At 59.6% G+C, this 14234-nt stretch carries 11 protein-coding genes; 4 read left to right on the plus strand and 7 right to left on the minus strand.

What is annotated here, in order from left to right; genetic code table 11:
* Window positions 1–26 precede the first annotated feature (26 nt).
* Entirely contained in the window at window positions 27–2783 is a 2757-nt protein-coding gene (gene aceE / locus QKB66_RS04915; protein WP_414252809.1) for a pyruvate dehydrogenase (acetyl-transferring), homodimeric type, read from the plus strand.
* Window positions 2784–3145: 362 nt separating this feature from the next.
* On the opposite strand, the gene QKB66_RS04920 is transcribed toward aceE, so the two are convergent.
* Complete coding sequence (locus tag QKB66_RS04920) at window positions 3146–4156, minus strand: alpha/beta fold hydrolase (RefSeq protein ID WP_414252810.1); 1011 nt, start codon at window positions 4154–4156, stop codon at window positions 3146–3148.
* Between the two features lie 56 nt (window positions 4157–4212).
* Between QKB66_RS04920 and QKB66_RS04925 the strand changes: the two genes are divergently transcribed.
* Together QKB66_RS04925 and QKB66_RS04930 are read left to right on the plus strand one after the other, a co-directional pair.
* Entirely contained in the window at window positions 4213–4512 is a 300-nt protein-coding gene (locus QKB66_RS04925) for an acyl carrier protein (RefSeq protein ID WP_248093904.1), read from the plus strand.
* 2 nt (window positions 4513–4514) lie between these two features.
* A complete protein-coding gene (locus tag QKB66_RS04930; protein WP_239240753.1) occupies window positions 4515–5297 on the plus strand; it encodes an HAD-IIA family hydrolase in 783 nt (260 codons plus the stop codon).
* Between the two features lie 16 nt (window positions 5298–5313).
* Here the strand turns inward: QKB66_RS04930 and QKB66_RS04935 are convergent, their stop codons facing one another.
* A complete protein-coding gene (locus QKB66_RS04935) occupies window positions 5314–5712 on the minus strand; it encodes a hypothetical protein (RefSeq protein WP_248093903.1) in 399 nt (132 codons plus the stop codon).
* 281 nt (window positions 5713–5993) lie between these two features.
* On the opposite strand from QKB66_RS04935, the gene QKB66_RS04940 reads away from it, so the two are divergent.
* Window positions 5994–6581 (plus strand): hypothetical protein, encoded by a 588-nt coding sequence (locus QKB66_RS04940; RefSeq protein ID WP_248093902.1) that lies wholly within the window; start codon window positions 5994–5996, stop codon window positions 6579–6581.
* Between the two features lie 23 nt (window positions 6582–6604).
* Here QKB66_RS04940 and QKB66_RS04945 read toward each other — a convergent pair whose 3' ends face one another.
* The 5 genes from QKB66_RS04945 to QKB66_RS04965 form a co-directional block, all read right to left on the minus strand.
* Window positions 6605–7405, minus strand: coding sequence for a serine hydrolase domain-containing protein (locus QKB66_RS04945; protein WP_414252811.1), 801 nt, complete (start codon window positions 7403–7405; stop codon window positions 6605–6607).
* 146 nt (window positions 7406–7551) lie between these two features.
* The gene (locus tag QKB66_RS04950; protein ID WP_248093900.1) at window positions 7552–9231 is read right to left on the minus strand and encodes a S8 family peptidase; all 1680 of its coding nucleotides are present in this window, start codon (window positions 9229–9231) and stop codon (window positions 7552–7554) included.
* Between the two features lie 329 nt (window positions 9232–9560).
* Window positions 9561–11237 (minus strand): mechanosensitive ion channel family protein, encoded by a 1677-nt coding sequence (locus QKB66_RS04955; RefSeq protein WP_414252812.1) that lies wholly within the window; start codon window positions 11235–11237, stop codon window positions 9561–9563.
* 58 nt (window positions 11238–11295) lie between these two features.
* Entirely contained in the window at window positions 11296–12882 is a 1587-nt protein-coding gene (locus tag QKB66_RS04960; protein ID WP_414252813.1) for a peptide ABC transporter substrate-binding protein, read from the minus strand.
* Window positions 12883–13014: 132 nt separating this feature from the next.
* A complete protein-coding gene (locus QKB66_RS04965; RefSeq protein WP_311518545.1) occupies window positions 13015–14151 on the minus strand; it encodes a trimeric intracellular cation channel family protein in 1137 nt (378 codons plus the stop codon).
* Window positions 14152–14234: the final 83 nt, after the last annotated feature.

Raw genomic sequence — 14234 nt, forward strand, 5'->3', positions numbered from 1 at the left:
GTGTAAAACCAATCTAGGAGGTTTAAATGGCCGACCAGGACGCCGTAAAGGATGAGTCCAACTTCCCGATCGTCCGCGACGGAGTTGCTTCTTACCTGCACGACAGCGATCCCGAGGAAACCCACGAGTGGATGGAATCCCTCGACGGCCTGCTGGATCACGCCGATCCAGAACGCGCCCGCTTCCTCATGCTCCGCCTGCTCGAGCGTGCGACCGCCAAGCGCGTTCCAATGCCTGCCCTGACCTCCACTGACTTCGTCAATACCATCCCGACCAACATGGAGCCGGAATTCCCAGGTGACGAAGAGCTGGAGAAGCGCTACCGCCGCTGGATCCGTTGGAACGCAGCAATCATGGTGCACCGCGCGCAGCGCCCAGGCATCGGCGTTGGCGGCCACATTTCCACCTACGCGGGCGCTGCCCCGCTTTACGAGGTCGGCCTGAACCACTTCTTCAAGGGCAAGGACGATCCTTCCGGCGGTGACCAGATCTTCTTCCAGGGTCACGCTTCCCCGGGCATGTACGCCCGCGCGTTCATGGAAGGCCGCCTCAGCGAAGAAGACCTCGACGGATTCCGCCAGGAAGTTTCCCGCGGCGAAGGCAAGGGCCTGCCTTCCTACCCGCACCCGCGTCTGATGCCTGATTTCTGGGAGTTCCCAACCGTTTCCATGGGCATCGGCCCGATGAACGCTATCTACCAGGCACGCTTTAATAAGTACCTGGAGACCCGCGGCATCAAGGACACCTCCGATCAGCACGTCTGGGCCTTCCTGGGTGACGGTGAGATGGACGAGCCAGAGTCCCGCGGCCTCCTGCAGACTGCCGCGCTCTACGAGCTCGATAACCTCACCTTCGTTATCAACTGCAACCTGCAGCGTCTCGACGGCCCGGTCCGCGGCAACACCCAGATCATCCAGGAGCTGGAGTCCTTCTTCCGCGGCGCTGGCTGGAACGTTATCAAGGTCATCTGGGGCCGCGGTTGGGACAAGCTTCTCGACGCCGATAAAGAAGGCGCCCTAGTCAACATCATGAACACCACCTCGGATGGTGACTACCAGACCTTCAAGGCAAACGACGGTGCGTATGTCCGCGAGCACTTCTTCGGCCGCGACGAGCGCACCCTCAAGCTGGTTGAGGACCTTTCCGATGACGAGGTCTGGGCACTGCGCCGCGGTGGCCACGACTACCGCAAGATCTACGCTGCTTACGCGAAGGCACTGTCCAACAAGGGCACTGGCAAGCCGACCGTCATCCTGGCCCACACCATTAAGGGCTACGGCCTGGGCCACAACTTCGAGGGCCGCAACGCAACCCACCAGATGAAGAAGCTGACTCTGGAGGATCTGAAGCTCTTCCGCGACAAGCAGGAAATCCCGATCTCCGACGAAGTTCTCGAGCAGGATCCTTACGCACCGCCGTACTACCACCCAGGCGAGGACGCACCGGAAATCAAGTACATGCTGGAGCGTCGTAAAGAACTCGGCGGCTTCCTGCCGGAGCGCCGTGACAAGTTCACCCCGCTGTTCACTCCGGGCATCGAGAAGCTGCGCTCCGTGCGTAAGGGCTCGGGCAAGCAGAACGTTGCTACAACCATGGCGCTTGTGCGTACCTTCAAGGAGCTCATGCGTGATAAGGAGCTGGGCAAGCGCATCGTTCCGATCATCCCGGACGAGGCTCGTACCTTCGGTATGGACTCCTGGTTCCCAACCATGAAGATCTGGAATCCACGCGGCCAGAACTACGTGCCAGTGGACAACGAGCTCATGCTCTCCTACCGCGAGGCTACCGATGGCCAGATCATGCACGAGGGTATTTCCGAGGCAGGCGCTACTGCGTCCTTCACCGCGGCAGCAACCTCGTACGCCACCCATGGTGAGGCTATGATCCCGCTCTACATCTTCTACTCGATGTTCGGTTTCCAGCGCACCGGCGACTCTTTCTGGGCAGCCGGCGACCAGCTGAGCCGCGGCTTCATCATCGGCGCTACCGCAGGCCGCACCACCCTGACCGGTGAGGGTCTGCAGCACATGGATGGCCACTCCCCGGTTCTGGCTTCCACCAACCCGGCTGTTATTTCCTACGACCCAGCATTCGGCTACGAGGTGGCTCACCTGATCCACCGCGGCATCAACCGCATGTACGGCGAGGACTCCGAGGCAGTCATGTACTACCTGACCGTGTACAACGAGCCGGTCTCCCAGCCAGCTGAGCCGGAGGACCTCGACATCGAGGGCCTGCACAAGGGCATCTACCACTACAACACCGCTGAGTCCGGCTCCATCCCGGCCAACATCCTGGCTTCCGGTGTGGGCGTGCACGAGGCACTGCGTGCGCAGGACATCCTGGCTAAGGACTACGACGTCAAGGCATCTCTGTTCTCCGTCACCTCCTGGGTTGAGCTGGCTCGCGACGGCGCGCGCCGCAACAAGGAGGCGCTGCAGAAGGGCGTCGAGCCGACCGAGGCGTTTGCTACCACGCAGCTCAAGGGATTCGATGGTCCGTTCGTTGGTGTTTCCGACTTCACCACCGACCTGCAGGAGCAGATTCGCCCTTACGTTCCGGGCACCTACATCGCTCTGGGCGCAGACGGCTTCGGCTTCTCCGACACCCGCGAGGGCGCTCGCCGCTTCTTCAACATCGATGCTGAGTCCATCGTCGTGGCAGTCCTCGAGGGCCTGGCACGCGAGGGCAAGGTGGAGCGTTCCGTCGTCGAGGAAGCAGCGAAGAAGCTGAAGCTTGATGACCCGACCGCCACCGAGTCCACCTCCTCTGACGAGGAGTAATAACTCGCTCTAGGACGGTTTAGGCCGCTCCTCGGTTGCCTTCCTAGCAGGGCGCCGAGGGGCGGTCTTCTCGTTTGCGGTGCGGCCGGGGCACAGAAGGACGCAGAAGGGCGCAGGCTTGTCGTACAACGAGCTCGCTGGCCGACCGGCCAACTGGTCCCATTGGTTGGGTCCCCTACTAAGGGTAGTTTTACGAGTAACCGGTTCCGGGCAGAAGTCGCTAGTGGTCCCTTTACCCCACAAAGGGACCAAACGAATGGGACCAAACGAATGGGACCAAACCAACGAGGGGCTCTGGGAAACAAGCGGAGGCGCGCGGTGGTCGGTAGAGCGCCGGCAAAGGGCCGGCGGCCGCGGCAACGCTAGTCCACCAACGGAACCAAAAGTCGGCCAAGCGCCTCCGAGATGGCCTCGGGCTCCTCGAGGATGACCATGTGGCCTGCGCCGTCCACCTCAGTCAGCCGGGCGGCCGGCCAGTGATCCAAGATGACGTCCGACTGGCTGCGCGGGGTCACGATGTCGGCTGAACCCACAATAACCTCACCGCGCAGGCGGGCCAGTCGGTCGGCGGCAGCATACTCGGAGTGGTCGAGAAGGTCGTCAAAGAAGCCCGTGTAACTGGACAGCGGCGTATCCATCAGCATGGCTACATGGAACTGCAGCTTCTCCATCTGCGGAAAACCCGCCAGCAAAGCAGCAAACAGCGGCGCGACCCACTGCGCGACCTCAAAGCGGATGCGGTCCATCCGCCCCGGCAGCCGCATGCACGCGTTATACAAACTGCCCAGCGCCTTCGACTCGAGAATCTGCGCCACACCCTTCGCCGCAAAGCGGCGCATCGACGTCGCAATCAACAGCGCCGAGTCAACACGCTGGTACACCTCGTCCGGCGCGCGGCGAATCACATTGAGCGCCACCATTCCGCCCAACGAGTGCCCCACGACTACGAGCTTGCCATGGGAGGCGCGCTTGGAAAGGACAGCGAGGACGTCGTCAGCCGCGGCGTCCACCGTGCACTGCGCGGGGGTGACTTCGGGGGAAAGGCCGTGGCCGCGGATGTCGACAAGCAGGCAGCGTACCTCCGGGAAATGCCGGCGCATGTAGTCCACCTGACTGTAGTAGGCCTCCGCGGACAGGCAGTAACCGTGGATAAACACCACAGTGATGTCCGAGTCCTGCGGGCCGACCTCGTACCACGCGATGTCCAGGCCATCGTTGCGCACGGTGCCCAAGGAATCAATTCCAGTCAGCCCAGGCTCGTCCGTGTGATTGTGCAGGGACTCGTACATGAGGTGTTGTTCGTTGCGACGCGTCGGCCGCAAGCGGCGCACCCAACTGTGCGCAATCGTCTTTGCTCGAGCCCTATGAACCATGATTCCACCAATACTACTCGGCCACCTATACGCGGAAGAATACTAGACTAGGACGCATGGCAAACGACCTTTCCGCGCAATTGCAAGCTCGCTTCAACCAAGCCCCTGAAAAGGAGGATAAGCGCCAAGACACTTTCGGCGCGGTGGCTGAACTCATCAAGAAAGTCACTGGCAGCGCGGAGGACGTAGAGCGCGAGGCCACCCTCGAGGACTTGGGCGTGGATTCGCTCGAGCGCATCGAGCTGGCTGTGCGCGCCGAGGAACGCTTCAAGGTGCGCTTCGACGAGGCCACGATGAAAGACATCCACACCGTCGGCCAACTTACCGAATACCTAGATAAGCACATGGAGGTTTAGCTTTGATTTCTTACCTATCCGATATGGACGGCGTCCTCATCAAAGAGGGCGAGATGGTGCCCGGCGCCGATAAGTTCATCCAGGCGCTCTATGACAATGACATCGAGTTCATGGTGCTGACGAATAACTCGATGTCCACTCCGCGCGATTTGTCCGCGCGCCTGCACAACACGGGCCTGAAGATTCCGGCCGAGCGCATCTGGACTTCCGCCACCGCCACCGCAGCATTTTTGACCACCCAGACGGGCGAGGGCAAGGCTTATGTGGTGGGCGAATCCGGCTTGACGACGGCCCTCCATGAAGCAGGTTGGGTACTCACCGACAACGACCCAGACTTCGTGGTCTTGGGCGAAACGCGCACCTACTCCTTCGAGGCTATTACCACCGCCATTAATCTCATCCGCAGCGGCGCGCGCTTTATTGCCACCAACCCTGATGTCACGGGCCCGGCGCCGCAGGGCGTGTTGCCGGCAACGGGTGCGGTCGCGGCACTGATTACCGCGGCAACCAACCGCGAGCCTTATTACGTGGGCAAACCAAACCCGGTCATGATGCGCTCGGCGCTCAATAACATCGGCGCGCATTCCGAGAACACGGTCATGATTGGTGACCGCATGGACACCGATGTGAAGTCCGGCTTGGAGGCCGGCCTGAAGACCATCTTGGTGCGCACTGGCATTAGCGACGATCGCGAAATCCAGCGCTATCCATTCCGCCCGAACCAGGTGCTGGATTCGGTGGCAGATTTGGCTGATCGCGTCACTAGCCCCTTCCCCGAGGACTAGTTCGTCGAAGCTAAGGCTAGATTGCAACGTCAACGCGAGCGCTGAATGCGTGCTCGCTAGATAAGAGCTCGACTTCCCTTTCGAGGGCGGCGAGCTCTTTTTGCGTGCCGGTGATGACTTGGCGGCAGCCGATACCCACGCGTGCCGGTACGACGGCGCGCACAAGTTCGGCGTCACCGGGCATGTCCCGGTACCACCGTGTGCACCACTGGGCAGTGAGTGGATCGTCGCCGGGGACGATGAACTCTGACTCAGTGGTGATGCAGCGTGCCATGGCACGCTCTACTGCCGGGCGCAGTTTGCGGGGCATCCCCGCAATGGTGAGCACGGCGGTGTGCACCTGACCGGCATTGCGGTGCGGCCAGGCGCTGGGTGCCGTCGCAGTGGCGACGGCTTCGTGAACGCGAGTATTCACGCCGATTCTCCTTCGACATGTTTAAAGCAGCGCTTCGCAGACCTCCCTAAAAAAGGGGCGGCCTCCAAGTGCTGCCAGACGAGCTTCGTCTTCCCCAACGAACTGTCTGCGCGTTGGGGCCGATTCTCCCGCGTCACATGAGTCCCATCAACCCTAAACAACCACTTCAACCCCCGTTTGATAAACCTCAACCAAAGGTTGAAAATTCACATGCGAAACACCGGCTTACTTCTGCCTCATATGTTACAAAGTCAGGCTCTTCGCTGGACGAAGCTTTTGGCTTGTCCACTCAGCTGGCCGACGTTCTCGGCCAGCTCACCGACTCGACTGGCTCCTCCGGCGTCGGCGGGACCAGCACCACTGAGTCCGTTAACGTTGCCGGCCAAGGAAACCGCTCTTACATCCTGCAGCTACCGGAGGGCTTTGATCCCGCCAACTCCTATAACTTGGCCTTCGGATTCGGCGGAATGGCCATGAACTTGGCATGCCAAGCGCCGGGCCTCGTTGATGCGGTAGCTGGAGTCGCAACCGCAAACCATGCCCCTATCTATACGGGCTGCTCTGGCTCGGTTCCGACGCTGTTCCTGCACGGAACTGAGGACGCGACCGCTCCGTACTATGTTTCCGGCTCCAACCCGCACGGCGGCGTCTACCTCTCCGTTCTCCGGGCGTTCCACACCGTGGGCGAACGCAACGGCTGCGATATCAGTAGAAAGTCCATCGAGTCACACGGAAGGTTCAACGCTGAGCAGATGCAAGGATGCTCTGCCGACACAGTGCTCTACACGGTTCTAGGCGGCGAGCACACTTGGTTCCCGAGCAACCCGACCGCCACTCGTGAGGTTTGGGACTTCCTCAACTCCCGCTAAGAAAGGGCACCGCTGCCTCCGCACTAGGAGCTTAATTCTTTCCAAATCGCTGAATTGGACTCTGCCCACAAGGGCTTAGCCCAGCTGCCAAAAACACGGTCAGTCAATGCGACCATGGCCGAGTCCCCGGCCACCCAGAGGTAGGTGCCAGACATGCCGAAGTGGCCGACGGCGTCGGCAGGCAGGGCACCCATCCACTGTTCCTTCTTCGCGTGGATTTCAAAACCTAGGCCCCAGGCACAATCCTTGAAGCTGCCGTATCCGGGAACAATGCCCCGCAGCCCTGGGAACTGGACTGTGCGCATCTCAGCCACAGTGCTCGGATGCAGCAAACGCGGTTTGAGGACCTCTTGTGCAAAGACCGTGAGATCATCGACCGTGGAAATCAAGCCATGGCCCGCAGAGCCGTTTAGAAAAGTAGCGTTCATTCCCAGTGGCTTGCACACCCCCTCGCTGAGATAGTCCGAAAACGCCATCCCTGTGGCTTCCTCTACCACTTGCGCAGCCCACTCATAACCAGCCGATGAGTAGATGCGCCGCTGCCCTACTGGGCGCTGCAGCAGCCGAGAATCAAAGGCCACCCCCGAAGCATGGGAGAGCAAGTGTCGAAGCGTCGACCCCTCAGGTCCCGCTGCCTGATCCAGCTCGACTGCACCCTCTTCGACCGCTAGCAGCACAGCATAAGCCGAGACCAGTTTCGTCACTGAAGCCACGGGAAACTGCCGCGAGGTATCACCTAAGAATTCCACAACGCAATCGCCTTTAATCAGCGCTGCTGAAACTGTTTCTACCGGCCAAGCCTCGAGGTGCGATAACGAACTCATACTTTGCAACTTTACCCGTCGAAAACGAAAGAACCTCCCATTCTTTCCAGAATAGGAAAGGATGGGAGGAAGAATATGCAGTGCCGCATCACGCCGATGCTCTACACCATGGAAGTTCTTTCATCCACGACACTTTGGCCGGTGGATTAGTCCTCAGAGTAGCCCGGGAGCAGACGCTCGTAAATCGAGAGTGGCTTTCGCCGGGTGGTCGGAGTGGTCTCACGCGGTGCGCGCGGAGTAGTGGTGGTCTCACGCGGTGCACGTGGGTTGGAGGTTACCGGAGCCGGTGCCGGAACCGGACGAACCGGGGAGTTGTTCGGCTGGCGGCAGCTATCACCAACGGTTTCCAGGGTTGCGCAGACTGCGCCCTCTGCGTTGACGATACCGGCACCGATGCGCTTCCAAGAGCCACGTGGCTCGTCCTGAATCTCGGAAGAAGTATCGCGCAAGATGCGCTCAATCTGATCGTTGCGCAGGTTCGGGTTCACAGACTTCATCAAAGCGATAACACCGGAGACTACCGGGGTAGCCATAGAAGTGCCGTCCATGTAGCCGATGCGAGCGTAGCCCGGGTTACGGGTACCAGAGTTAACGGTGGAAAGGATGCCGGCGGACTGGTCGTAGCCACCAGTCTGCGGGTAGGTGTTGCCGCCTGGGGCTGCGATGTCGACTGCGCTGCCGTAGTTCGAGTATGCAGAGCGGTAGCCATCAGGGCCGGTTGCGCCAACGGTAATAACACCGTTGCAGGATGCAGGCTGGACATTGTTTGCGTCTTGGTTCTCGTTACCTGCAGCCACAGCAATGGTGGAACCGTTGCGGTTCGCTACATCGATAGCGCGCTGGTAGACGTAGTTGCAACGACGGCCGCCGCCGAGGGACAGGTTGATAACGTCAGCTGGGTGCTCGTTACGCGGAGCGTAGCGGACGTTTTCGCCGGAAGACCAGGCGATTGCGTCAGCAATATCGGAGACGTAGCCACCACAACGGCCGAGTGCGCGAACAGGCAGGATGGAGGCGTTTGGAGCAACGCCAGCAACACCGGTGTGGTTGTCGGTGATTGCCGCAGCGATACCCGCTACATGAGTACCGTGCCAGACGGAGTCATGGGCCGAAACGTTAGCGCCGCACTCGTTGCCGTAGGTCCAGTCGCCCTCATCGGCTGGATCAGCGTCACGCTCGTCGCCGTCCTGGGAAACGTATGGGTCCGCGATGAAGTCGTAGCCCGGCAGAACCTTGTCATTCAGATCTGGGTGATCGGTGATGCCAGAGTCGACAACCGCAATAACGGTGTCGTTGCCATAGACGTCTTTGTCCCAAGCCTTCTCGACATTTGCACCGTACTCATCCCAAAGGTGCCACTGCTGACGGTAGTACTGGTCATTCGGGGCGCCCATCTGTGTCTGCTTGAAGTCGATGTCAGCGCGGTAAATCTCAGCCTTGGACTCAAGCGTGCCACGCAGAGAAGGAACGCGATCTGCCGGTACCGGCGGATCCAGCTCGACGACGTAGGAGCCGTCATACATTTCGCGGACGAAGGACGCATCCGAAGAGAATTCGTTGGTGATGTTGTCCAGGATTTCCATGCGGCGGTTCTGGTCCACAGTCGCCATGTCGTTGAAGGTGACGATGAAACGGTTAGCGTCGCCGCCTTCGGTGTTGAGCCCCGTGAGCTGCGTATTGGCATCCTGCACGGCAACGTTATCGGTGGATTCTGCAAGCTCCAGGTCTTGCGCCACTGCCGGGGACACTCCCAGGGTGAGTCCGACGATGGCTAGGGTCGCACCAGCTACCCGCGCACCGCGACCCTTTCCAAAAATCTTTTTCATATTGAGCCTTTCCGAGATAGGAACCTTCGAGAAAATACCTATAAGGTTTAGCACGCCACCCAAAAGTAAACCAACATAAATCTAAGAAACCCTTAATGAAATCGGACACATACTCAAGTTTTGAACATTAAAGAAGATGTAGTGCCTGCATAACACGCACCAATACCCCGCGACTTAAAGACTTTTCCATGTTGGCAGCACTAGAAATGCCCTGCGGGTGCGTCTTCGCTACCGTCACCACAGTCCCCCAGCACCGGATCCACCTGCTGACAAGCTAGTCACGTCACCCGTGAAATACTTGATACTCACCCCAACCCCGCAGACGGCAACTACGGTTCTAGCGCTGGCTCCGTTTGCTCGCCAGCCGGGGCGTTCGTGGCTCCCGCGTCGTCGCCAGGTGGAGCCCCAGCCGTGTCTTGTGGGGTAGGGGCGGCCGGCGCCTTGCTCTCTTGGCCGCCTAGGGGGTTCTCCTGCACGCGGCGCTCGTCACGATTCTTTTTCGAGTCATGAGAATTTCCGCCTGCCGCGACTCCATCCGAATTCGCGTCATTCGGCTCACTGGATGGAGCGTACGCATCGGCAGATTCCTCCGTTACGTTGTCTGCGCCTGGGTTTTCAGTGGCCGAGACCTCTGGTTCCGCGGTCGGGACGGGGGCGCTGGTGGTGGCCGGCGCTTTGCGCTCCGTCCAGTAGGCGGGGTTGAGCCAGCCTGTGCCGGCGTCTTCGGGGTTCCACGACGCAAAGAGAAGCAATCCGGTAACCATAAGACCTACCAAGAGGCTGGTAGTTGAAGGACGCACGCGTCCACCCAGGGTCCATAGCCTGCGGAACTTGCCCGTGGGAGCGTCCTGTCGCCAGATGTCGGTGTGTGCGTCAGCGTCTTCTAAATCTGGATCAACATCTCCGGTAGCAGGGCGGCCGGGTCCGTGGTCCTTGGATTCCACCACATCGCTTTCCAGATGCGCGCTATCGCCCGCGTTGGTAAAAGGCTTCGTGGCGTTGTTGCTAGCGCTTTCCGACGCCGCCATTGCCGCGGCAGCAGACTCCTCCGGGCCTTCTGCGCGCACCGGTTGCTGCACAGACGGCTTCGCACCCCCAGGCGCATCAATGTCTAGGGAGGCCGCGGCAGTGATCCTATCCAAAGGAAATGGGACAGCCCCAGCGGTATCGGCTGGCAAATTGTAGTGATCCCAAAACGCCGAGAGCAGCGCAGAGCGGATTGCGCGCTCAACCGCCCACTGCCGCGAAGGGTTGACCTGCACGAGTACGCGGTATTTAACCTGCCAAGGCTGGCCCGCAACAGTTGGCTCCACGATACCGGTGGCAGAAAGGATCTCGAGCTCGCCGGCGACGTCGCCAGCAATGGCCGGATCCTTGATGGCCTGCTGGGAGATCGTATGCACCTGAGAAGTGATTTCCTCAAGGGTCTCGCCCTCGTGGAGCGGCACCGAAAGGTCCACTACAGCGCGGGACCAATCCTGCGAGAAGTTGGTGATAACGCCCGCCGAGCCATTGGGCACCATGACCACCTCGCCCGTGGGCGTACGTACCTTCGTGGTGCGCAGGGTCAGCGCCACCACGGTTCCTTCCACGCCCGTTGTGCCCTCAAAGCTCACGTAGTCACCGACGCCGAATTGCTTTTCCGAAAGGATGAAAAAGCCCGCGAGGAAGTCCCCGATTATCTTCTGCGCGCCAAAACCAAGGGCGGCAGAAACCACCGTCGCCGGGATTGCCGCGCCCAGCGCCGGCACGCCCACGTTCGAGAGTGCGGCCAGCACGAGCAGGAAATATGCCACCGCCTGCAATACGTATACCAAAGCGCCGCCCAAGGCCAGGCGCGCCTTCGTGGCTTCTTCGCCTTCATCGAGCCGCGATTCCAGGACGCGGATGGCCAGCCGACCCAGCCGCGGCACCAACATGCCCAGCAGCAACAACGCGACGAGCGGCAGGACATGGTCGATTCCGACCTGCCACATCCGATAAAAGAAGTAGCCAACGAGGTTCATATTTTTAGATTAGCCAGGATTCCGCAACGACAACCGGCTAAAAGCTAAAAATGCGCTGTTAGCCTTTGTCGCGAGTCAGCTCAAAGTAAAACGGCTTTCCCTTCCAGCTGAAATGTGGACGCGCGATATCGGTGTCATAGCCGCCAACCACGTTGGATTCCCACAGCGGCAGCGCTGGCAGGTCATGCAAAAGGATGGACTGCGCTGCGACCAGTTTTTGCTCTTGGGCCTTTTTATCGAGTTCGGAATTGGTTTCCTTGAGCAGCCTGTCGTATTCCGGGTTATTAAAGCCGGACTCGTTGAGCAACGAGTTAGATGCAAAGACCGGCTCCAGGAAGTTGACCTCCGAGGGGTACACGGCCTGCCAGCTGGAACGGAAGGAACCGCGCATCTGACGGTCCGTTACGGCTTGCCGGTACTTCTTAAAGGTCGTAAAAGCACGGCCATAAGCCTCGATACCAAGTGTCTCTGAAACCTGTTTAGTTACCGCATCGACCCATTCCGCATGCCCGCCATCCGCGTTATATCCCAGAAAGAATGGCCCCGTCCACGGCGAGATGGCGTCAGCCTTTGCCCACAGTTCGCGTGCCTTTTCTGGGTTATAAACCAGTACTTCCTGACCCGGAATCATCCCCATCTCAGGGCAATATTTTTGGGTGGCAAAACATGTAACTGGAGTGACGGTATCGCCCAAGACTTCGTGCGCGATGCGGGTGCGATCGAAGGACATGGAGATGGCGCGGCGTCGCAAAGCGCCGGCCTCCCCGCGGAACATCGGGTCATTGGCCGGGATAGTGATGAAGCTGAACATGGCGGAAGTCTCGTTGAAGCTTCGCCCGTCCAGTTCCTCCTCAAAGCGGTGGATATGCGTGATCGGCACATCCGTGACCAAGTCCAGCTCGCCGCGCTGCAGGGCAGCATAGGATTCCTCTTCGGTCTCATAAAAGCGAAACTCCAGCCCCTCGTTACGGGACTTTCGCGGGCCGACATATTCCGCGTTTGGGATGAGGTTGATCTTTTCATCCTTATCCCAGCGCGCCAGGCGGTACGGACCGTTGCCGATGGGGTTCATGCCATATGCGTCATAGCCCTTCTTGGCTGAAGGATGCATGGGGAAAAAGACCGAATGGCCTAGGCGTTTCACGAAGTCCGCGGTAGGCTCGGCCAGCTCAATGTGGAAGGTCCTATCGCCTGTTACCTTAAGACCACGCATGGTGGGCTCGCCCTCCCCGAATCCCAGAATCGGCTTGAAGAAGTAGGAGGAAAGCATGTTGTTTTGAACAGCTGCGTTCCAGGAATCCACGAAGTCACGCGCACGAACTGAAGAGCCGTCGGAGAACTTCGCATCCTCACGCAAGACGACGTCGTATTCAGTAGGCGAGGTCTGGGTAATCTTCTGCGCGACGTCGTATTCCGCCTCGCCTTCCTCGTTGAGGTAGACCAAGCCGGAGTAGATGAGATTAACGATGGTCGCGCCCGGCACATCGTTGATATCCGCTGGCAACAGCGGGTTCTGCGGCTCCGCGCCGTCAGTGGTGATGAAGTCAACGCCCGAGATATCCGGGGTTTGGTCCGGGGGAACACACGCCGATAATGCCAATACCAGGGTGGCGGCTGCGCTAACGCATAATACGCGCTTTAACATGACGCTTTCCCCCTTTCCACTTATATAAGGAATCACCTCGGAAAATCCTGAAAGATTCCACCGCATAATCTTATATGAGTGCTCAGCTAAAGCAGAAGAAAAGGTGAGTTTTTAAACTTAATTATCCACTTTTTAATTCTGCTTCTTATAGCGCTGGACTAAGTGCTCCACCAACTCATCGGTCAGCTTTTCATCCGAGAGCACGATGTCTAGGTTCTCACGCTGCTCCTTGAGCATTTCTGGATCGAGCAGCGGTGCATCCTCGTCATCGTCCTCATAGGAATCGCCGCTTAAGTCCACGCCGATTTCCTGTAGGATGCCCTTCGATTCTTGACTTAGAGCTTCCTTATTCTTCGCGGCAGAACCGGAGTTGGTGGCTGGGATGGCCTCGCCGTGGAGCTGCTCCATGGTGTCGGTGAAGGACTCAAGAAGCTCGGCGGCATCGCTGGTGGCGGCCGCACGGAGGCGACCATTTTCCACTTGCTTTTCGATGCGGCGCTGCAGGGCCTTTTCCATCTGCTGGTGCCGCCAGCTGCGCACCTTGGTGGGCTCTAGACGACGCCCCACTGCCCGGCCTTTGTTCTCGGCCTTGCGCGCGAGCAGCATGACCTGCGCCGCGGTATCGTTCAGCGGCGCCCATTCCTGGCGGGCAGGAATGCGCCAGCCGGCCCAGATGCCGAACAAGGTCAGGATGAAGGAAACGACCGGGCCTACCAGCATGCCAGTGGCCAGGTGGTCGAAGGAATCGGCCACGAGCACCACTGCGGCACAGGCCACCGCGGGGATCACCGTGGGCTGATTATCGCCGAAGACGGCTGGCTCGCGGCCCATACTGATGTCACGGATCATGGAACCGCCCGTTGCGGTAAACACGCCCATCATCACGCATGGGATAAGCGGCAGGCCATAGGTCAGCGCCTTCACGGTACCGGTGGCTGCCCACAGCGCGGAGACTACGGCATCCCCGTGAGATTGGATATAGTCCCAGGTTCTGCCTTTGAAGTAGAAGAATCGTGCAATCAGCGCTCCGGCGAAAGCAAGATAGAGGTACTCCGGCTGCGACATGGCAGCGACAGTGCCGCGGTTGATGAGGACGTCACGGATCATGCCGCCGCCCAAGGCTGAGAACATCGCGATAAAGAAAAAGCCCACAATGTCATAGCCGCGCTGGCGCGCAAGCGTGCCACCGATGATCCCCATCAATAACACGCCGCTGACGTCGGACCAGTAGTACAGCGCCTCAATCAGCGGATCCACCTCAACACTCATGATTCCAGTCTATGAGCAGAGGCGCCCTATGGCGGGGAAGCTCTTAGTCTATTTCCACCCGCTCATCGCGTCGGCGATGATGC

Origin of the sequence: Corynebacterium sp. c25Ua_89, assembly GCF_047459735.1 — a bacterium.
GTDB classification, from domain to species: Bacteria; Actinomycetota; Actinomycetes; order Mycobacteriales; family Mycobacteriaceae; genus Corynebacterium; species Corynebacterium simulans.